This is a genomic window from Pseudomonas sp. NFACC37-1 (assembly GCF_900101575.1).
Lineage (GTDB): Bacteria > Pseudomonadota > Gammaproteobacteria > Pseudomonadales > Pseudomonadaceae > Aquipseudomonas > Aquipseudomonas fluorescens_AA.
On sequence record NZ_FMUZ01000030.1, the window covers coordinates 57,956 to 77,236 of the forward strand.

General features: G+C 60.8%; 12 protein-coding genes and 1 rRNA gene. 1 reads left to right on the top strand and 12 read right to left on the bottom strand.

Translation table 11 applies throughout. The features are described from left to right. Nucleotides 1-7: 7 nt before the first annotated feature. The 5 genes from BLP82_RS23900 to BLP82_RS23920 form a co-directional block, all read right to left on the bottom strand. Complete coding sequence (locus BLP82_RS23900; protein ID WP_092173826.1) at nucleotides 8-1,312, bottom strand: hypothetical protein; 1,305 nt, start codon at nucleotides 1,310-1,312, stop codon at nucleotides 8-10. Next, nucleotides 1,309-2,370, bottom strand: coding sequence for a threonine aldolase family protein (locus BLP82_RS23905; RefSeq protein WP_092173830.1), 1,062 nt, complete (start codon nucleotides 2,368-2,370; stop codon nucleotides 1,309-1,311). The genes BLP82_RS23900 and BLP82_RS23905 overlap by 4 nt, the downstream gene beginning before the upstream one ends. 11 nt (nucleotides 2,371-2,381) lie before the next feature. Then, nucleotides 2,382-3,344: a proline dehydrogenase family protein gene (locus BLP82_RS23910; protein WP_060739291.1), complete on the bottom strand. Its 963-nt coding sequence runs from the start codon at nucleotides 3,342-3,344 to the stop codon at nucleotides 2,382-2,384. Between the two features lie 274 nt (nucleotides 3,345-3,618). Beyond that, a complete protein-coding gene (gene mmsB, locus BLP82_RS23915; RefSeq protein WP_092173833.1) occupies nucleotides 3,619-4,506 on the bottom strand; it encodes a 3-hydroxyisobutyrate dehydrogenase in 888 nt (295 codons plus the stop codon). 10 nt (nucleotides 4,507-4,516) lie between these two features. Continuing rightward, nucleotides 4,517-6,043 (bottom strand): CoA-acylating methylmalonate-semialdehyde dehydrogenase, encoded by a 1,527-nt coding sequence (locus tag BLP82_RS23920; RefSeq protein ID WP_092173837.1) that lies wholly within the window; start codon nucleotides 6,041-6,043, stop codon nucleotides 4,517-4,519. A 140-nt stretch (nucleotides 6,044-6,183) separates the two neighbouring features. On the opposite strand from BLP82_RS23920, the gene BLP82_RS23925 reads away from it, so the two are divergent. Further along, nucleotides 6,184-7,131 (top strand): LysR family transcriptional regulator, encoded by a 948-nt coding sequence (locus BLP82_RS23925; protein ID WP_060739294.1) that lies wholly within the window; start codon nucleotides 6,184-6,186, stop codon nucleotides 7,129-7,131. On the opposite strand, the gene BLP82_RS23930 is transcribed toward BLP82_RS23925, so the two are convergent. The 7 genes from BLP82_RS23930 to rrf form a co-directional block, all read right to left on the bottom strand. Beyond that, a complete protein-coding gene (locus BLP82_RS23930) occupies nucleotides 7,128-7,631 on the bottom strand; it encodes an outer membrane lipoprotein YfiB (protein WP_092173841.1) in 504 nt (167 codons plus the stop codon). The two genes, BLP82_RS23925 and BLP82_RS23930, sit on opposite strands and share 4 nt — an antisense overlap. A gap of 3 nt (nucleotides 7,632-7,634) precedes the next feature. Further along, a complete protein-coding gene (locus BLP82_RS23935; protein WP_092173846.1) occupies nucleotides 7,635-8,903 on the bottom strand; it encodes a diguanylate cyclase DgcN/YfiN in 1,269 nt (422 codons plus the stop codon). After that, complete coding sequence (locus BLP82_RS23940) at nucleotides 8,900-9,475, bottom strand: regulatory sequestration protein YfiR (protein ID WP_092173851.1); 576 nt, start codon at nucleotides 9,473-9,475, stop codon at nucleotides 8,900-8,902. Before BLP82_RS23940 ends, BLP82_RS23935 begins: the two co-directional genes overlap by 4 nt. Before the next feature lie 137 nt (nucleotides 9,476-9,612). Then, entirely contained in the window at nucleotides 9,613-11,709 is a 2,097-nt protein-coding gene (gene recD / locus BLP82_RS23945) for an exodeoxyribonuclease V subunit alpha (protein WP_092173856.1), read from the bottom strand. Next, nucleotides 11,706-15,395: an exodeoxyribonuclease V subunit beta gene (gene recB / locus BLP82_RS23950; protein WP_092173859.1), complete on the bottom strand. Its 3,690-nt coding sequence runs from the start codon at nucleotides 15,393-15,395 to the stop codon at nucleotides 11,706-11,708. Before recB ends, recD begins: the two co-directional genes overlap by 4 nt. Beyond that, nucleotides 15,392-18,844, bottom strand: coding sequence for an exodeoxyribonuclease V subunit gamma (gene recC / locus BLP82_RS23955; protein ID WP_092173863.1), 3,453 nt, complete (start codon nucleotides 18,842-18,844; stop codon nucleotides 15,392-15,394). The genes recB and recC overlap by 4 nt, the downstream gene beginning before the upstream one ends. 155 nt (nucleotides 18,845-18,999) lie before the next feature. Further along, a 5S ribosomal RNA gene (gene rrf, locus BLP82_RS23960) occupies nucleotides 19,000-19,115 on the bottom strand. Nucleotides 19,116-19,281 lie beyond the last annotated feature (166 nt).

Genomic DNA, 19,281 nt, shown 5'->3' on the forward strand with positions numbered 1-19,281 from the left:
ACGTCTTTCATGACAACATTTCCCTGTACACGCCGGGTTCGTCCTCGCGCAGCAACTCGATGCTCTTCTGGATGGCTGCACGGTCGCGGTCGAGAATGAACACGTGCCCCGGGCAGTTTTCCAGGGAAACGGTTTCCTTGAGCGCCCCTTCGTCCTGGATCTTGATGCTGTGTACGCCGGGGATCGCTTTCCACCGGGCGAGGTCTGGCGCGCGCTTGATTGCCCCGGCCTGTCGAGCGATCAGGAACACACAGCTGGAATGGAAATAGAGCTTGTTTCTCGGGCGTTGCCGGTAATCGAGAAAAGCCTGGGGGTTGATCAACGAATCGATCCACAGGCTCAACTGGTTATGCCCCAAGGCCCGGGTATAGGCCGACAGGTCGATACCGCCCGGCATGCGTGCCGCGGTTTCAAGCAACACCGGTTCGTCGTCGACAATCATCAGTTCGCTGTGACCGACGCCCTGCTGGATACCCAGAGCATCGAGCACGGAAAAAATGTATTGCGACAGGCGACGGTAGACGTCGGCATTGTCCACCGGGCACATCAGCTGGTTGTAGTCGTGCACGGGCGAATCGCCAATCCGAGTGCGGTACACCCGGATGATTTCGCTGACATAGTGCTGGCCGTCGACACTCACGGTATTGACGCAGTATTCGATGTCCACGTCCGTGGATTTGCTCGCCGACAACTCCGAGTTGAAATCCGAATTGTCCAGATACTGCTGGACCAGGATTTCCTCGTTGCTTTCAAGGAACAGGTTCTGGCTCGACTTGATAACCTCGAAGGCCTGTTCGACTTCGCTTTCCTGCGTACAGATATGAATGTTGTCGGATCCGGCACTTTTGATCGGCTTCAACACCACCGGCAGGATGCGTTGTTCTTTTACCCACTCCAGAATCGCTGCCAGCGAATCCGACTTGAAATGCTTGATCGAGCGCACACCCGCCCTCTGCAAGGCTTCATGCATTTCGAACTTGTCGCGCCAGCGAACGGCATGCGCCGGATCATTGCGGCGAGGGATATCGAACAGGCCCGCCAGGTGCGCGGCCAGCTCCACGCCAAACTCGCAGCCGGCCAGCACGAACTGCACCGAATAATCGGACAATGCCTGCTGCAGCTCGGCGTCAGAGTGGTAGAGAACGTCCTGGATAAAGTCGGCCGGACGGAACCAGGGCTTGTAGAAGGCGTTGACATTGGCGGTGGATCGCACGTGCACGCATTCGAATCCACGGGAAATAAAAGCGGGCGCGATGAGGCTGCCAATCGAATAGGCATCCACGATCAGCACAATGTTTTTCTTATAGATCACTTGATCGTCTCCGGCGCACGGCTGAGCTCGCGGACGGTAGCCTTGATAATCCCGGCGGCTTTATGAATATCGTCGCGGCTGATGTTGAGATGCGGCATGAAGCGCATTTCCCTGGCGTTATAAGGCAAGCCCCCTACCCCTTTCTGACGCAGAAGAGCGGCGAACTGCACCGGCGCGATACCCAGTGCGGCAATGTCCAGGGTGACCATGTTCGTGCCCTTGTAGCGCGCAGGCGCCTCGTCGATGTCATTGAGCAACTGGTGCAGCAAGGCTGCGTGCTCATGGTCGTCGGCCAACCGCTCGATGTGGTTTTGCATCGCATAAAGCCCGGCCGCCGCCATCATGCCGGCCTGGTGCAAATCCCCCCCGAACCATTTGCGGTATTTTTTAGCGCGCAGTATCAGTTCTTGCGAACCCACCATGATCGAACCGATCGGCGCACCCAATCCCTTCGACAGGCACATGGACAACAGATCAGCATTGTCGGTGTATGAAGTCACATCGATGCCGGAGGCAATCGACGCGTGGAGAATGCGCGCGCCATCGAGATAACGATAGGCACCGATATCCTTGGCATAAGCGAAGACATTGTTCATTTGTTGCAGCGGAAAGATGTCCCCGCCCTTGCAGCCGAGGGTGTTTTCAATCACCACCACCCGCGGCAAGGCATAGTTCTGGCTCCAGCGGCATTTGGAGGCGTGGAGTTTTTCCAGGTCACCGACATCGAACAGGCCGTTGTCGTGGTTGGTCAGCGAAAAATTGACCCCTGAAAAAGCCGAGGTCGAGGCCGACTCATAGAAATTGATGTGGTACGAAGCGTCCAGGAATATCTCGTCGCCCGGATTCGTCAGTGCCTTGATCGCCAACTGATTGCTCAACGTACCACCAGAGGTGAACAGCGCCGCTTCCTTCTGGAAGTAATTGGCGCAGTACTCCTCCAGCGCACGAACTGTCGGGTCTTCACCGAAACAGTCATCACCCACTTCAGCTTGATAAATCGCCTTGCGCATGCCTTCCGTTGGCTTGGTTACCGTGTCGCTTCTCAGATCGATAAACATAAATTGCTCCGTTAGTACCCTGCGCCAAAGACGATGCGAGAGGGATCGTAGAAGTCAGCGAGGGACTCCAGGACGTTTTCAGGCGACTCGGCGAGTCGATGCAGAAAATGCAGGTACCAGCTGTCGCCATAAACCGCCGCGATACGACAGGCCAGCCCTGCCTCCTTGGCTTTACGCAACGTCTCGGGTTGCACACCGTGGAGCATTTCCAGTTCCTGGATCTGCGAGTGGTAACCCTGCTCGAAAATGCGCTTGATCAGGTTGGGGTCCTGCGTTGCGCAACTGACCGCGATGTTGGCCTCGAGAAGTTCGGCGAGTAACGTCAAATAGCGCTCATCCAGTTCTGTGCCACGGGGGAGGGCTATTTCACGCGCTTCGTTATATACACCTTTAACCAATCGAATCTTACGACCATACCCAATGATTGCGGGTAAATCATCAAGCGTTCTATGCAAGTGTGCCTGTACTGTTAGACCAATATTGGAATGATCGGGCGCCAACTGGGAATATACTTCGAGGATCTTATCGACCGCCGAAGAATGCTCCATGCTAATCATCACGGAAATATTATGTTCTGCGGCAGCAGACAGGATAGTGGCGGCGTTGCGATAGGCCGTTTCCTGGGAAATGAGCATGCCCACGGCACTTAGATCAAACCCCAATTGCGGTGTTAGTCCGGCCTTGGCGAACGTCTGGATAGACTTCAGATATTCATCGACGAAGGCCTGCACCACGCGCGGATCATGGTTCTCCTCGCCGACATACTCAACGCCGAGTCGATAGCCTTTGTCGTGGAGTAATTGGAGTTTTCCAGCGAGCTCTTCTCGATCGGAAGAGACGATATAGCGGTGGGCCGCTTGCTCGAATAACTTGAAGAACAACGAGTCTTTGCTGAAGGCGTCACGACATTCTTGATTGAGCGCCAACTTTTTTAGGGCAGCAGATATAAGTACGCACGTATCCTGCGAAGGCATGGGTATCGCTCCTTGATAATGATTGCTCGTCCTGAGCGCCGAGTATTGTGCAACGTTTTTTGTCTGTCAAGGCTCCACAACTATAACAACTCGTTATCACTCGCAACGTTTCATATATATGAAACTAAGGACACTCAAGACAATGTCATAGTAAATATCGTTTATTACAGCTTCACGGCAAATATCGCCCAGTCAGCTTATTTCCCAGCCAGCGGGGCGACCTTGAACATGAGACGCTGTGGCGAGGAAGCTCGCTCCCTCGCCCAGTGCACGCTTATTGCGGCTTGCGATAGCTGTTAACAATCGCCGAAAAATCCTTGCCGCCCTCGCCCCGCTGGCTCATCGCCTGGTACAACTGCTGCGCCACCGCCCCCAGCACCACCGGCTGATGGGCCTGCCGCGCGGCTTCGGTCGCCAGGCCAAGGTCCTTGAGCATCAGGTCGGCGCCAAAGCCACCCGTGTAGCCACGGGACGCCGGCGCCGTTTCGATCACGCCCGGCCACGGGTTATAGGTGTCCGAACTCCAGCAACGCCCCGTCGAGCTGTTGATGATCCCGGCCAGCACCTGGGTGTCGATCCCCAAGGCATCGCCCAGCGCCATGGCCTCGCTGACGCCCACCATGGAAATGCCCAGCAGCAGGTTGTTGCAGATCTTGGCGATCTGCCCGGTGCCGACTTCGCCACAGTGCACGATGTTACGGCCCATCTGCGCCAACACCGGTTGCAAGGTGGCAAACAACTCAGCCGTGGCGCCGACCATGAAGGTCAACGTGCCCGCCGCCGCACCGCCGGTGCCGCCAGAGACGGGCGCATCGGCCATCGCCACTCCTTGTTTCGCAGCGGCAGCCGCCACGTCGCGAGCGGTCTGTGGATCGATGGTGCTGCAATCCACTGCTGGCGTGCCAGCGGCGATACCGGCCAGCACACCGTCCTCACCCAGCCAGACGCTACGCACATGGGCGGCGGCCGGCAGCATGGTGATCACCAGCCCGGCGCCCTGGGCCGCGTCGCGAGGCGAGGCGCTGATCGTGCCGCCCAATGCCGCCAGCTCGGCCAGCACCGTCTGGTTCAGGTCGAACAGGTTCAGCGAATGGCCGGCCTTGAGCAGGTTGCGCGCCATGGGCGCGCCCATGTTGCCCAGACCGATAAATGCGATGTTCATGTCCGGCTCCTTAACGCAAATTGATGGTGGTGTTCACACCGTCATTGACGCTGTCATCATCGAACCAGCGCGCGGTCACGGTCTTGGTCTGAGTGTAGAACTGCACCACTTGTTTGCCGTACGGGCCGAGGTCACCGAGTTTCGAACCACGGGAACCGGTGAAGCTGAAGAACGGCACCGGTACCGGGATCGGGATGTTGATGCCCACTTGGCCAACGTCGATTTCGCTCTGGAATTTGCGCGCCGCTGCACCGCTCTGGGTGAACAGGCCGGTGCCGTTACCGAATGGGTTGGCGTTGACCAGGGCAATCGCCTGATCCAGGGTGTCGACTTCCAGCACCACCAGCACTGGGCCGAAGATTTCCTCGGTGTAGATGCGCATCTCGGTGGTCACGCCGGAAAACAGGGTCGGGCCGACAAAGTTGCCCTGTTCGAAGCCCGGCACGCTGATGCCACGGCCATCGAGTTCCAGCTTCGCGCCTTCCTTCACGCCGCTCTCGATCAACTCGAGAATCCGCGCCTTGGCCCGCTTGGAAATCACCGGGCCGACGTCGGTGCCCGGCTCACTGCCGGCGTTGACCTTGAGCTTCTGCGCCAGGGCCTTGAGCTCCGGCAACCATTGTTTGGCCGCGCCCACCAGCACCACCACGGAGGTGGCCATGCAACGCTGGCCGGCCGCGCCAAAACCGGCACCGACCAGGGCGTTGAGGGCCTGCTCACGATTGGCATCGGGCAACACCACCGCGTGGTTCTTGGCGCCCATCATCGACTGCACGCGCTTGCCATGACGGCCCGCCAGGTCATACACGTGGGTACCGACCGCCGTCGAACCGACGAAGGAAACCGCCTTGATGTCCTTGTGGGTGCAGAGCGCATCCACCACGTCCTTGCCACCGTGCACCACGTTGAGCACGCCCGCCGGTACGCCGGCCTCGATGGCCAGTTCCACCAGCAGCATGGTCGACAGCGGATCCTGCTCCGACGGCTTGAGCACAAAGGTGTTGCCGCAGGCGATGGCCATCGGGAACATCCACAACGGAATCATCGCCGGGAAGTTGAACGGTGTGATGCCCGCGCACACCCCGATCGGTTGGCGCAGCGTATAAGTGTCCACGCCACCGGCAACGTTCTCGGCGAACTCGCCCATCTGCAGGGTGCCGATGGAACAGGCGTGCTCGACCACTTCCAGGCCGCGGAAAATATCGCCCTCGGCGTCAGCGATGGTCTTGCCCTGTTCGGCGCTGAGCACCGCGGCGATGCGCTTGGAATGCTCGCGGATCAACGCCTGGAGCTTGAGCATGATGCGCATCCGCGCACCGATGGGCGTCAGTTTCCAGGTCTGGAACGCACGCTGGGCAGCGGCGATGGCGGCATCGACTTCCGACGCCGTCGCGAATGGAACCTTCGCCAACACCTGCTGGGTCGCCGGATTGACGATGTCGTGCCATTCGCTGGATTGGGATTCAACCCACTCGCCATCGATCAGCAGTCTGACGGTTTGCAGGGTGGTGTCGCTGGGCGTAAGGGAAACGTTCATGCTGGCCTCCGGGATTGTTCTTATAGAGAGCGCTGGTTCAGCAAAGACCAAGGTGCATGGGGCACGCATGGTGATGAGACGGTTTTTGGAGTATAGATGTGCAAACTTCTAATAAGAATGCACATAAAAGCCGGTCCATCATGCAAAAAAACATCACCTCCCTGGGGTCGCTGAATTGGGACGACCTCAAGTTTTTCCTCGAAGTGGCCCGTACCCGCAAGGCCAGCACGGCCGCCAAGCGCCTGGCCGTCGACTACACCACGGTGTCACGACGCATCAGCTCGCTGGAAGCCTCGCTGGGCACGCTGCTGTTCGAAAAATCCCGGACCAACGGTTTTGTCCTGACGGCCGAAGGCCAGCGCCTGCTGGGTTACGCCGAATCGATCGAAAGCACCCTGCACATGGCCTGCGAACAGGTCTCAGGCTCTGGCGTGGCGCTGTCCGGCCATGTACGCATGGGCTGCACCGAAGGCTTCGGCAGCTTCTTCATCACCCCGCAACTGAGCCATTTCGTCGACGCCTACCCGGCCATTTCGGTGGACATCCTGCCGCTGCCGCACTTCATCAGCCTCTCCAAGCGCGAAGCCGACATCGTCATCGCCCTCGAACGCCCCGAACATGGCCCCTATGTGTGCTGCAAATTGTGCGACTACCGGCTGCAGCTCTATGCCACCCAGCCCTACCTGGACAATCACCCACCGATCCAGCGCCCGGCCGACCTGGGCAAGCATTCGTTCATCAGCTACGTGGATGACCTGGCGTTCAGTTCCGAATTGCTCTACCTGGCCAACGTCCTGCCCGGCGCCAACGCCCACCTGCGCAGCACCAGCGTGATTGCGCAATTCGTGGCCGCGCAGCAAGGGCGCTCACTGGCGATCCTGCCCTGCTTCCTCGCTGCCCAGGACCCACGGCTATTGCCGGTGCTGCCGGAGGAAATCACCGTCACCCGGCAGTTCTGGATGTACTGCCGGGAAGACCTGCGCAAGCTCAAGCGGATTACGCTGTTGTGGGATTACATCCGCGAGGTGACTGAACAGAATCAGCCCCTGCTGATGGGAGACAGCCGGGAGATGGTGTTCGCCGACTAGTCGGCGATGACCACGATGGCGACGCGGCGGTTTTCGGTGCGGCCGCTGGCGGTGTCGTTGGAGGCGACCGGTTTGCTGCTGCCCAGGCCGCGCAACTGGACGTTCTCTTCGCGCATGCCAACGCTTGTCAGCACCTTGCCCACGCTGGCGGCCCGGCGCATCGACAGTTGTTCGTTGTAGGTCTGGGAACCCGATGCGTCGGTATGACCATCGACGCGTACCCGCTCGATGCCCGCCTCCAGCAACGCCTTGCCGATGCGCTCGACGATTTCGGTACTGGCCGGGTTGAGATTTTCCACATCGCTGCCGAACAGCACCTTGCCCGACAAACCGAAGGCCCAGCCATCCTCGGTCAATTCGAAGCCTTGTTGCTTGAGTACGGCAATTTGCGCCGGGGTCAGGCCTTTCGGCGGGGCCGTCTGGCAACCGCTCAGGGCCAGGATGGCAAGCAAGAACAGCGCCGCGAACCAGCGCAGGGAAAATTGAGGGTATGAACGCACGAGTCAGCTCCTGGTTTGAAAATCAGCGACGGAGTGATCCGACCCCGCCGTATGTTGACCGCCTCGAGCGAGGCGTTTGGCTTGGTACATTGCCGCGTCGGCGGCATGGAGCAGGGTGCCCGGTGTGTCACCATGATCCGGGTAGACGGCAATGCCGATACTGAGGGAGGTCAGCACGGAGGCGTTGCCGGGCAATTGAATCGGCATTTCCATGCTGGCGATGATTTTTTCAGCGATCCGCTCGGCATCCTCGGCCTTGTGCAGGGGCGCCAGCAGCACGGCGAATTCATCGCCTCCCAGGCGCGCGACCAGGTCATCCTCGCGCAACTGGGCCCGGACCCGGGTCGCCACGGCCGTCAGCACCGCGTCGCCGGCGGCGTGGCCAAAGTTGTCATTGATACCCTTGAACCGATCGCTGTCCAGGTACAGCACGGCCACTTGCTCGTTGAGCTTGCCGGCATTGCGCAAGGCGCGAATCAGTCGGCCTTCGAAAAACGCCCGGTTCGGCAAGCCGGTCAAACTGTCGTGGCTGGCCTGGTGCGCCAGGGTTTCGTTTTCGCTTTGCAGGTGGGTCTGCCAGGACTCCAGTTCATCGAGCAATGCGTTGAAGTCATTGGCCAGGTTATCCAATTCAGCAATGGCGGCCGGTGGCACGCGTCGGTCCAGGGCTCGTTCGCTGCGTGCGGCGTGGGCCACCTCGGCCAGGCTGCGCAGCGGCCCGGTGATCGCACGCAACTGGCGCCGCGCCAGATAAAGCGCCACCCAGGCACTGACCGCCGTGCACAGGATGATCCCCGCCAGGCCGCTGAGCAAAAAGCGCAGCAGGCTACCGCCATGCCCCGCCAACACGATACGGCCGATGTTCTGCCCTTGATGAACGATCGGCAGGCTGATGGGCTTTTCCAGGAATGCCTTGGCAATGTGTACTTCCAGTTCCGACAACAGGCCGGTTTGCGGTCGCTGCCAGCGCGCCAACAGACGGCCATGTTCATTCAACACCTGGGCATCGGCGACTTCCTCGGTGGAGGCGATCAAGGCCAGTGCTTCGGTAGCCGCCGCCGAATCATCGAAGACCACGGCGGCCTCCACGGTGTAGTTGATCGAACGGGCGATCAGGTGCAGGTTGTGATCGGCGTAGACCCGCAACGCCAGCAGGCCGAGCAGGGTCAGGGAAACACTGGCCATGGTGATGGCCACCAGCGCGACGATCAGATGGCCACGACCGATGACCGAGCCCAGGGTGGGACGGACCCTTGGTTTGCGCTGTTTCATGGCGTCGCCGGCCTGCGACGGGAAAGCTGCAGCACACTTGGATGGATGCGCACACCACTGCGCGCCACAGAGTCGAGGTTGACCTCGAAAGACACTTGTTCATCGCCGACCCGCAGACAGAACAGGCTCCCCACGGTGCACTGGTCGCCGCCTTCGCTGATGCTCAGCACTGGCTTGCCGATCAAGGACGCAAACAAACGGGTGTGCTCATCGTTGGTCAGCCTGCCGACGTAGACCGCGTTGCAGTCAGTGGCGACATCAGGATGATCGGCCAGCAGCCGCTGCACCGTCACCGGCCGCCCCGTGGCCTGGGTGGTGCCCTTGACCAGATCGTCGGTGTATTGGGTCGGCCCGACGATGCACAGCTTCAGTTGGGTGGGCTCCACGGGCCAACGGGCGTAGCTGAGAATGCCCAACACCACCTGGGTCACCGCTTCGGCCCGCTGCTCGGCCTGGGTCGTGGTGACTTGCTCCTGGGCCATCGCGACAGGCAGCAGCAGACACAAAAGGCCGGCAAGCAGAAACTGCCCCCACCCCTTGCTGCGCACTGCCTCCCGTACAGGCACTATCATGGAAAATCTCTTGATCCAGACGATAAGTGCCGGAACGATAGCACAGTGCCCAAAAGCCAGCGAGGCCGCGTGTTACCTAGACTTCGGAGCGAAACAGGCAGAATTGCCATGGGCATGAACCATTAAAAGCTGATGATTCAGCCAGCCGGCTCCAACTCCAGCATCAACCCACTCAAGCGCTTGACCTTGCGCCGGACCGCCTCCTCGAAGATGCCCTCTCGCGGTTCGATCAGGCTGAACCATTGCTTGCCCCGGGTAATGGCGGTGTACACCAGTTCCTTGGTCAAGACCGGGTTGAGCGCATCCGGAAGGATCAACGCGGTATGGGTGAATTCCGAACCCTGGGATTTGTGCACCGTCATGGCATACACGGTTTCCACGTCATTGAGTCGGCTGGGCAGGACGAAACGCACACCACCCTGGCCGTCATTACGCGGGAACGCGACCCGCAGGACCTGTTTGCCGGCATCGGGCCCGTCACGCTCGGGCAGCTTGAGGGCAATGCCGATATCGCCATTCATCAACCCCAGCCCATAGTCGTTACGGGTCATCAGCACCGGGCGTCCTTCGTACCACTGGTGATCGCTATCGATAAGGCGAGCCTTGAGCAATGCCGCGGTGATCCGTTGGTTCAACCCTTCAACGCCCCACGGGCCTTTACGCACCGCGCAAAGCAATTGGAATTCGTCGAAGGCCGCCAGTACCTCCCGAGCCCACTCGGCCCAACAACCGTCTTCCAATGGACGAGAAATGGCCGGGCGACGCTGCCGCAGCAGGCTCAGGTAATGCCGATACCCCTGGGGCCCTTCTGGCTTGCCGTCGAGCAACAGCTTTTCCAGCTTGGTGTCGTGCTCACTCGTCAACTTCAGGGAGGACAGATCGGCATATTGCCCTTGCTCCAGCAACTGACGGGCTTTTTCAGGCTGTTGCTGGTTGACCCAGCGAGCCAGTTGGCCGATCCCACTGCCTTCGCCGAAGCGTCGGGAATGCCTGAGCATCACCACTTGCTGTGCCAGGGGATGAGTGCCGTCGAGGTCTTGCCGCAGGTCACTGGCCGCCAGGTTCTCACCACTGACCGACTCAAGCCAGGCCCGGGTCCGGGGGCTGTACCAACCGTCCTCGGCGTCTCGACACAAGTCCCCCAGCACCGCACCGGCCTCTACAGAAGCCAACTGGTCCTTGTCCCCCAGCAACACCAACCGGGCATGGGTCGGCAGCGCATCCAGCAGATTGGCCATCATCTCCAGGTCGATCATCGACGCCTCATCGACCACCAACACGTCCAGCGGCAAGCGATTGCCGGCATGGTGACGAAAATGCCGGGTGCCGGGACGGCTGCCCAGCAAACGATGGACCGTCGTGACGTCGCACGGAATGCGTTCGCGCACAGCCTCATCCACGTCCAGGGTCCGGACCTGCTGGCTGATGGACTCGGTCAGGCGCGCCGCCGCCTTGCCGGTGGGCGCGGCCAGGCGAATGCGCAGCGGCTTCCCGACCTCGACGGCCGGAGCCTGCAACAACGCCAGCAGGCGCACAACGGTGGTGGTCTTGCCGGTACCCGGGCCGCCGGTCACGATACTGAAGGCCCCGCGAGTCGCCAGCGCGCAGGCCAGCTTCTGCCAATCGATCGGGGCGTTGGCATTGGCCGGCCCGAACAGCCCGTCCAAACGCTCGCGCAGGTCCTCAGGCGCCGCTTCATGGTCAGTCAGCCGTTGGCGCAACGCCTCGTCGATCCGTCGTTCATAGCCCCAGTAACGGCGCAGATAAAGACGCTTGCCAGACAGCACCAACGGACGTTGCTGCGCCTCTTCGCTTTCATCCGCAGCCAGGGCCACCAGACGACTGGACGCCAGGGCCTTGCACCAATGGGCGCCGTCCAGTGTCTGCAATATTTGCGAGGGCAACAGCATCACGCCTGGCTGCAGGTCGCCCTCGGGGGGCAGCGACAGGGCGAAGTCCGGCTCCTTGAGGGTCTCGAACACATCCAGGCAAACATGCCCGTGGCCCAGTTGATGACTGGTCAGCGCAGCGGCGAGCAGGACCAAGGGATCATCGTCCGGCGCCAGTTCATGGAGGAACGCCACGAATGCCTTGTCCAGGGCGCGCAACCAGCCGCGCTCGACCCAGCGCGTCAGTAACAACAGCAGGTCCTGGGCACGGCTCAAGGGGGCCAGGTCAACCGGGCTCTCGTCGTCGGACGCCTTGGGCAGCAGATCGGCAAAGGAACGACTCATAGCAGCTCTCCCTGTACCCACGCCGGCTCGGCCTTGGGTTCGGGCGCGCCCTGGAACAGCCGATCCAGTTGTTCGATCAAGGCCCGTGGCGGCTTGGTGAAATACACGCCCTGGCTGGTCGAGCGGGTGCCGCGAAGGAACAGGTAGAGCGCGCCGCCGACATGCCGGTCGTAGTCGTAACCTGGGAGCCGCGCCTTGAGCTGGCGATGCAGGGCCAACAGGTACAGCACGTATTGCAGGTCGTAGCGATGGTCCAGGATCGACTGTTCCATGGCCTGTACGGTGTAGGCCATGTCATCGACACCCAGCCAGTTGGATTTGTAGTCGGCCACGTAATATCGACCGTCGTGTTCGAACGTCAAATCGATGAAGCCCTTGAACATGCCGTTGAGCAGCACCGGTTCCGCCGCGACGCGGGCCACACCGCCATGGGTGAAGCGGCAAACCAGTTGATCAAGCTTTTGCACATCGACCTTGTGGCTGGCGAACCAGAACTCCATCTCGACCTGGAAGCGGGTCAGTTGTTCAAGCACCACCGGCGCCTGGTCGTTGCCGACGGGCATTGGCATTTTGATCAGGTGCTGCAGCCAGTCGCTCAATGTGATGATCCAACCTTTCCAGCCTCGGCGATTGCAGCGTCGGGCAATGGCATCCTCGATATCCGTCGGCGCAGATGAAAAACCTTCCCCGGCGGCCCACTCCAAGAGGCCATGGAGGAAAGTGCCGGGGCCGGGGCCTCGGGGAAAACGGTGGATATCGCCACCGAGGGCGATGGTCTCCCTGGGAGCGTCCGGGTCCAGTCGCTCATCGTCGAACAACTTCTGGGCTTGCGGATTCTCTGGCGCGGTATCGCTGCCTTCGCTCAGGCTTTCGCCGATGCGCAGGGCGCTGTAAGACGCGATCCACCAATTTTCGCTGGCTTTTCGCAAAGGCACCAAGGGTTCGAGCAACACAGCGTCGTTGCGCGGCGGCCGGTAGCGCTCGTCGGTGGCTTCGGGCACTGGCTGGCAACTCACCGCGACACTGCCTTGTTGCAGGTCTTCCAGCCAACGCATCAGCTCCACCGACTCGGCCAACGGCACACCGCCGCCCAACAGATAACCCAGCGCGGACACATGCAGGATCGAACTGTTGTTGTTGCCCCGCTTGAGATCCGCCACCCCCAGCCAGCAGGCATGTTGCGCACGGGTCAGTGCCACGTAGAGCAGCCGCAGGTCCTCGGCCAGACGCTCATCATCGGCCTTGGCGATCAGTTCGGCGGTAGGCTTGAGGCTGATCTGCGCCTTGTTGGCCTCATCGTGGTAATGCAACGGCAATCGACTGCCATCCACCGGTTTCGTCGAACAGATGAAGGGCAAGAAAACCAACGGATACTCAAGCCCCTTGGACTTGTGGATCGTGACCACCTTGACCAACTGCTCATCGCTTTCCAGGCGCAGGATCTGCTCTTCCCCCGCCTGCCCGGACAAAGCCAGGTGCTCGGACAAATGGCGGATCAAGGCTTGTTCGCCATCCAGTTCACCGGCGGCCTGCTGCAACAGTTCGCAAAGGTGCAGCAAGTTGGTCAGCACCCGCTCGCCATCGCTGCGCGCCATCAAGGCCTGGGGCAGTTCGAAATCATGCAGCAAGCGTCGCAACATCGGCAGCACGCCCTGGCTGCGCCAGACCGAGCGATAACCACGAAACTGCATGACCCGGGCTTCCCAGGCCAGCTCATCCTGATTGAGACGCTCCAGCTCCGTCAGCGGCAGGTTCAACGTGATGCTGGCCAGCGCTGCCCGTAGCGGTCGCTCCACATCCGGCTCGGCGCAGGCCCTGAGCCAGGTCAGCAAATCCCGCGCCTCTTGCGAAGCGAAGACCGAATCCTTGTCGGACAGATAGACACTGCGCACGCCCCGCGCGGACAGCTCGGCGCGCACGGCCTGCGCTTCTTTACCGTCGCGCACCAGGATGGCGATATCCGCCGGGCGCAACCCGCGCAGCGTTTCGCCATCGACCGTGAACCCGTCGCGTCCCGACTGGCCACCGTTGAGCAATGCCGTGATCTCGCTGGCGCAGGCGGCCGCCATGGATTGCCGGTACACCGCACCGGAAAGCGGCTGCTCCGACGGCAGGTGCCAGATATTCAGCGCCGCAACGGCCTGTCCTGCCACCTGCAAGGACTCCTTGCGCCCCTGGGACTCAACGGACAGGAACGGCACCGGGTTCTCACCCGAAGATTCACGGAACAGAAAGGCACCGTGCCCCTTCGGACGGGACTCGGCCTTCTGGAAAATATGGTTTACCGCACCCACCATGGCATGACTGGAGCGGAAATTCGTGCCCAGGGTATGTAACCTGCCGACCGTGGCCTGGCGCGCACGCAGGTAGGTGTAGATGTCGGCACCGCGAAAAGCGTAGATCGCCTGCTTCGGATCGCCGATCAGGAAAAGTCCGGTCTCAGCGTCGTTGTCTTCGATACGGTAGATGCTTTCGAAGATCCGGTATTGAACCGGGTCGGTGTCCTGGAACTCATCGATCAGCGCCACCGGAAACTGCTCGCGGATCAGGCTCGCCAGACGCTCGCCCCCCTCGGCCTGCAGCGCCGCGTCGAGACGCAGCAGCATGTCGTCGAAGCCCATTTCGGCGCGGCGGCGTTTCTCGGCTTCGAAACGCGCCCCGACCCATTGCGCGGCATGCTGCAACACGGCGGCGTCTGGCGTGGGCAACGCATCCAGGCTGGCCTTGAGACCGGCCATGGCGTCCAGCCCGGGGTGGTTGGGCACTTCACCTTTCCAGGCTTCGGCCATGCCTTCGGGGGTCAGGCGCGTGAACCCGGTGCCGATGTCCAACAACTCAAGACTTTCGTCATCGACCCAGGCGGTGATTTTCTGAAACCACGGTTCGAAGTAACGCGCCTGCATCTTGCGCCCATCGACAGACTTGCTGGCGACGCCTTGCTGGCAGATCTCCAGCAGCTCCACGGCCCACTGTCGCCATGGCGCCTTGAGATCGAGCAAGGCAGCACTGCGCTCCTGCAGGGAGGCAGCGATGAGTTCGGCAGGCTCAAGCCCGTCAGCGTCGCCACGCTCGCTGGAAAACAACCCCCTCACCCGTGGCAACAGCGCAGCCGGCCCTCCCCAATGGGTACGCACCCAATTCAGCGCCTCGCCTTGCATCGAATAGCAGAACAGCCGCCAGTAATCGCGCAATACCTCCCCCAGCAATTCGCTGTGGTCGGTTTCCAGGGTCTGGGTAAACAGGCTGCCGCTGTCGAAGGCATGCTCACGCAACATGCGCTGGCACCAGCCATGGATGGTCGAGACGGCCGCTTCGTCCATCCACTGCGCGGCGATGTCCAGCCGGTTCGCGCAGCCGGGCCATTGCTCGGCACTGAATTCATCGCGCAATGCAGCGATCAGTGAATCCGGGGCTGGAATCTCTTCGCGAAAGAAACGTGCGGCTTCGGCCAGACGGGTGCGAATTCGTTCACGCAGCTCCTTGGTGGCAGCGTCCGTAAAGGTCACCACCAGGATTTGCGGCGGAAGCAGTTCGCGGCCAAAACCGGACACCGAACCGCCATGCCCCAGCACCAGACGCAGGTACAGCGCCGAAATGGTGAAGGTCTTGCCGGTACCGGCGCTGGCCTCGATCAGTTGACTGCCTCGTAGCGGAAAAGCCAGGGCCAATGGTGTCTGCCGACTCATGAACGGGCCTCCTCGCCGGCCGATGAACGCCATGGGGCTTCGAGCAATGGCCGATAAAGCGCATCGCACCAGTCGGGGAATGTTTCGTCAGCCATCAAGGCCGCGAAATCCGGAAACTGTCGCGCCAAGGCCGGGTTTTCCCGCCGTTCGCCTTCAAACGTCTGTCCATCGCCCTCATAGGCTTTGCGCGCCGCGGCTTCGGCCTTGAGTGGATCATTCTGGCCGAGCCAGGCGAAAGCCGTCTTCACTGCGATCGGCAGCGGCTGGCGCATACCCGTCTGCCAAGCCTGCAGCATGTCGCCCAACAACCTTCGTGCGACAGGCTCTTCGAAAGGTGCCAGCAGCAAGCTGTCATCACTGGCCACCAGCGCTGTCGTCAACGACAAGCCGTTAGCGCAGGCCACGAGATGGTTGACCCAGGGCCGTATCAGGCGATGCCACTTGCGGGTCTTGGTGGAACCGATGCTATTGGGTATAGCCGTGATGGCGAGGACCGCACCGTCGGCGCGCTGGTGCAGGCCACTGAGCCATCCTTCGACACTCACGCCCTGCAAGTGCAGGCTGACAGGCACGGCACTGGTCAGCGGTGTGGGCCATAACGCCAGAAGCTGTTGGTAACGCTGGAGCAGATCCGGCAGGGGCTCGATCAACTCACGCTGCATACACTCTCCGAACCCGGCCATCGGTAACAGGCCGCTGTTCTGGAGTCTCTGGGCGTGGGCGGTCAGGGCCAGATCCGACTGGTCCAGGCGTACCAGCGCAGCCTCGAGCAGGCTGTCACTCAGGATGTAGCGTTGCAGCGCATCGAGCACGAAAGGTTCGTCATCGGCCAGAGGCGCCTCGATGGCTTCAAAGAATACTTTCAGCCGTTGGCTGAAGAAATGGCGGACGGGATTGCGCAGGAAGTCCTGCAACTGACCGAGGCCCAAGGGTTCTTCCTGGACGTAAGGTGCCAGCACCTGGATTTTGTCAGTGTCATCGGAGGTGTCGTGGAGCATTCGCCATTCGCTGGCATAACTGAACAGTTCGTCACCTTGATGGAAATAACGCGCACTGAATGGTTGCAGCGGATGCTCCTGGGTCAGGGCATCGAGAAGACTCTCGCTGTCATCGGCCAACCGCCAGCCGCTGGCGAGATGATCGCGCAGTTGGCCGATCAACACCGATGCCGGTCGTTCACTGTTGTCGCGGATGCTGCGCCCCACCCAACTGACGTACAGCTTTTCCCGGGCCGAAAGCAGCGCTTCCAACAACAGGTAACGGTCATCCTCACGACGGGAACGATCGCCAGGGCGATAATCGCCGCCCATCAGATCGAAGTCCAAGGGTGGCTGGGCTCGCGGGTAATCACCATCATTCATCCCCAGCAGGCACACCAGCTTGAAGGGGATCGCGCGCATTGGCATCAAGGTACAGAAGTTGACGGCTCCGGCCAGGAAGCGTTGGGACAGTCGCCCCTGATCCAGCCCGGCCAACCACGCTTCACGTACCACGGTCAGCGGCAATTCATCTTGCAGCCCCACCGACTCACAGGTTTCCAGCCAGGTTTCACGCAAGTCTTCGAGTTGGGCCAGCAAATAGTCGTCATGCTCGTTGCTCGCCAGGAAAAACAGCTGCATCAGGTCGTGCAGGCGCGCCCCCCATTGCTGCGGCGATGCCGGCTGGGTGAGTTCCTGATGAGCGACTTCCAGGGCATCCAGCAACGCAACCAGCGGACCGATCAATGCCGCATCCAGGCCGCCGATCTCGTCATAGGGCTCGATGCCGTCATAGGCCTGCGAGCTGCCGACAGCGTACCCCAGCAACATGCGACGCAAGCCGAAACGCCAGCTGTTCTGCTCAAGCTCCGCGGGCAAGCCCAACCCGGCACGGTGTTCGGCGCTCATCCCCCAGCGGATCCCCGCCCCTTCGATCCAGCGGTGCAATGTCGGCAGGTCGGCCTCATCGATGCCAAACCGTTCGCGCAACGCCGGGACATCCAGCAGATCGAGGATTTCGCTGACCGGGAAACGACTGTCCGGCAGCTTGAGCAAATGCTCGACGGCGATCAGCAATGGATCACGTCCACGCTGGCCCTGGTCAGTCAGCGTGAATGGAATGAAACGAGGGTCGCTCCGGTCGAGCTGGCCGAACACTGCGCGAATGTGCGGCGCATAACTGTCGATGTCCGGGACCATGACGATGATATCCCGTGGGCGCAGGGTCGGATCCGCACTGAAGTGGGCCAGCAACTGGTCATGGAGTATCTCGACTTCACGCTGGGCGCCGTGGGCCACATGAAAGCGGATCGAGCCGTCTCGCTCCGTATCGACGACAGGCCAGTGCTCCCGGGTTTCGTTCAGGGGGCGCAGCTCCAGGATGTCATCCTGCAACTGACTGAGCAGGGTCGTGGGGGTCCCATCCGTAAACAGGTCGATTCGCCCATCGCGAAATACCGCGCGGTAGCTGTTGGGGTCGTCGTAGCTGTCGAGCAGGTTGATATAGTCGCGCCCCTGTTTGCCCCAGGCAGCCAATAACGGATGGGCATGTTGATGCAGGGTTTGCGGATCGAGGACGGCGGGCATGCCGGTCTTGCGGGCCTGACGCTTGTATTGGTGGCGCAGCAGATCCTTGTCGGCGACGATGTCCGCCCAATGATGACGACACGGGTTATGCACGCAGAGCAGAACCTGGCTGAACCGGGAAAGACCGGCAAGCGCCTCGAGGACTTGGGCAGGCAACGAAGAAATACCGAATACGATGACCCGCGCCGGCAAGCCTTTCGGAGCGACTTCCAGGTTGTTGATACGCTCGATGTAGCGCTGGTGGACGCCGGCACGGCTTTGCGCCATGCCTTGTTCACCCACATCCAGCAACAGAGCACGCCACAGTTCCGCTTGCCAGCAATTCGCCGGTGCGAGCGGCTTGATTTCGCCTCGGACATTTCGTGTCTGGTGTCGACCTTCAGCCCAATCCTCGAGCCAGTCGGCCCGATACACCTGGTACTGGTCGAACAGATCGGCAAGGCGCTCGGACAGTTGATAGCGCTTGCGCAGGTCGGTGTCGTGGGTGAGGAATCGTCGCAAAGGTTCGAAATGAGGCTGCTCGATCAACTGCGGCAGCAGGCGCATCAGGCGCCAGGTCAGCGGAGCCTTGTCCAATAGGGACTTGGCCGGAATCTCGTCCCGCCCCAGGACTGTTCGATACAGCTGCCACATGAAACTGCCCGGCAATTGCACATCAATGGCCGCCGCAATACCGCAGCCGCCGGAGTCATCATCTTCCGGGTCTTCAGCCAGTGCGAGCTTGAGCCATTGGGCAATACCGTTGCTCTGTACCAAGGCGATTTCATTTTCAAGGGGAGCCAGCGGGTAGCGCCGCATCAAGCTGATCACCAGGCTGCGCAATTCATCAAGGCGATTCCCGTGAACCACCATGAAAGCTGGGCTAAGGGACGTTGCGTCCGGCATGAAAGGCATCCTTGAAAATGCAAAAGCTAGGGCAGAACCTTAGCACTGTCGGGGGGTTGTGACAGCCGGAAGCTGTCCGCGCTTGTTGTAAGAACTTTCCGGCGGGCAAAACAAAACCCCTACCTGCATAAGCAGATAGGGGTTTCGGAATTTAATCTTGACGATGACCTACTCTCACATGGGGAAACCCCACACTACCATCGGCGATGCATCGTTTCACTTCTGAGTTCGGGATGGGATCAGGTGGTTCCAATGCTCTATGGTCGTCAAGAAATTCGGTAGCCAGCGCGTGCCTTGCGGTCACGTTCCAGCGAATGGGCATGCGATAGTTTGTGTGTTGCGGTTGAGCGTCACGAACTTTCGGTTCGTTTCGTCTTCACACACCGCAATCTGGTCTCTTTCGCCCTGGGGCCTGGAGCATTCAAATTGCTTGGGTG

Coding starts and splice junctions, on each gene's coding strand:
- BLP82_RS23910 (WP_060739291.1), bottom strand. CDS start 3,344: ATGCCTTCGCAGGATACGTGCGTACTTATATCTGCTGCCCTAAAAAAG.
- recC (WP_092173863.1), bottom strand. CDS start 18,844: ATGCCGGACGCAACGTCCCTTAGCCCAGCTTTCATGGTGGTTCACGGG.
- BLP82_RS23920 (WP_092173837.1), bottom strand. CDS start 6,043: ATGAACGTTTCCCTTACGCCCAGCGACACCACCCTGCAAACCGTCAGA.
- BLP82_RS23925 (WP_060739294.1), top strand. CDS start 6,184: ATGCAAAAAAACATCACCTCCCTGGGGTCGCTGAATTGGGACGACCTC.
- recD (WP_092173856.1), bottom strand. CDS start 11,709: ATGAGTCGTTCCTTTGCCGATCTGCTGCCCAAGGCGTCCGACGACGAG.
- recB (WP_092173859.1), bottom strand. CDS start 15,395: ATGAGTCGGCAGACACCATTGGCCCTGGCTTTTCCGCTACGAGGCAGT.
- mmsB (WP_092173833.1), bottom strand. CDS start 4,506: ATGAACATCGCATTTATCGGTCTGGGCAACATGGGCGCGCCCATGGCG.
- BLP82_RS23905 (WP_092173830.1), bottom strand. CDS start 2,370: ATGTTTATCGATCTGAGAAGCGACACGGTAACCAAGCCAACGGAAGGC.
- BLP82_RS23940 (WP_092173851.1), bottom strand. CDS start 9,475: ATGATAGTGCCTGTACGGGAGGCAGTGCGCAGCAAGGGGTGGGGGCAG.
- BLP82_RS23935 (WP_092173846.1), bottom strand. CDS start 8,903: ATGAAACAGCGCAAACCAAGGGTCCGTCCCACCCTGGGCTCGGTCATC.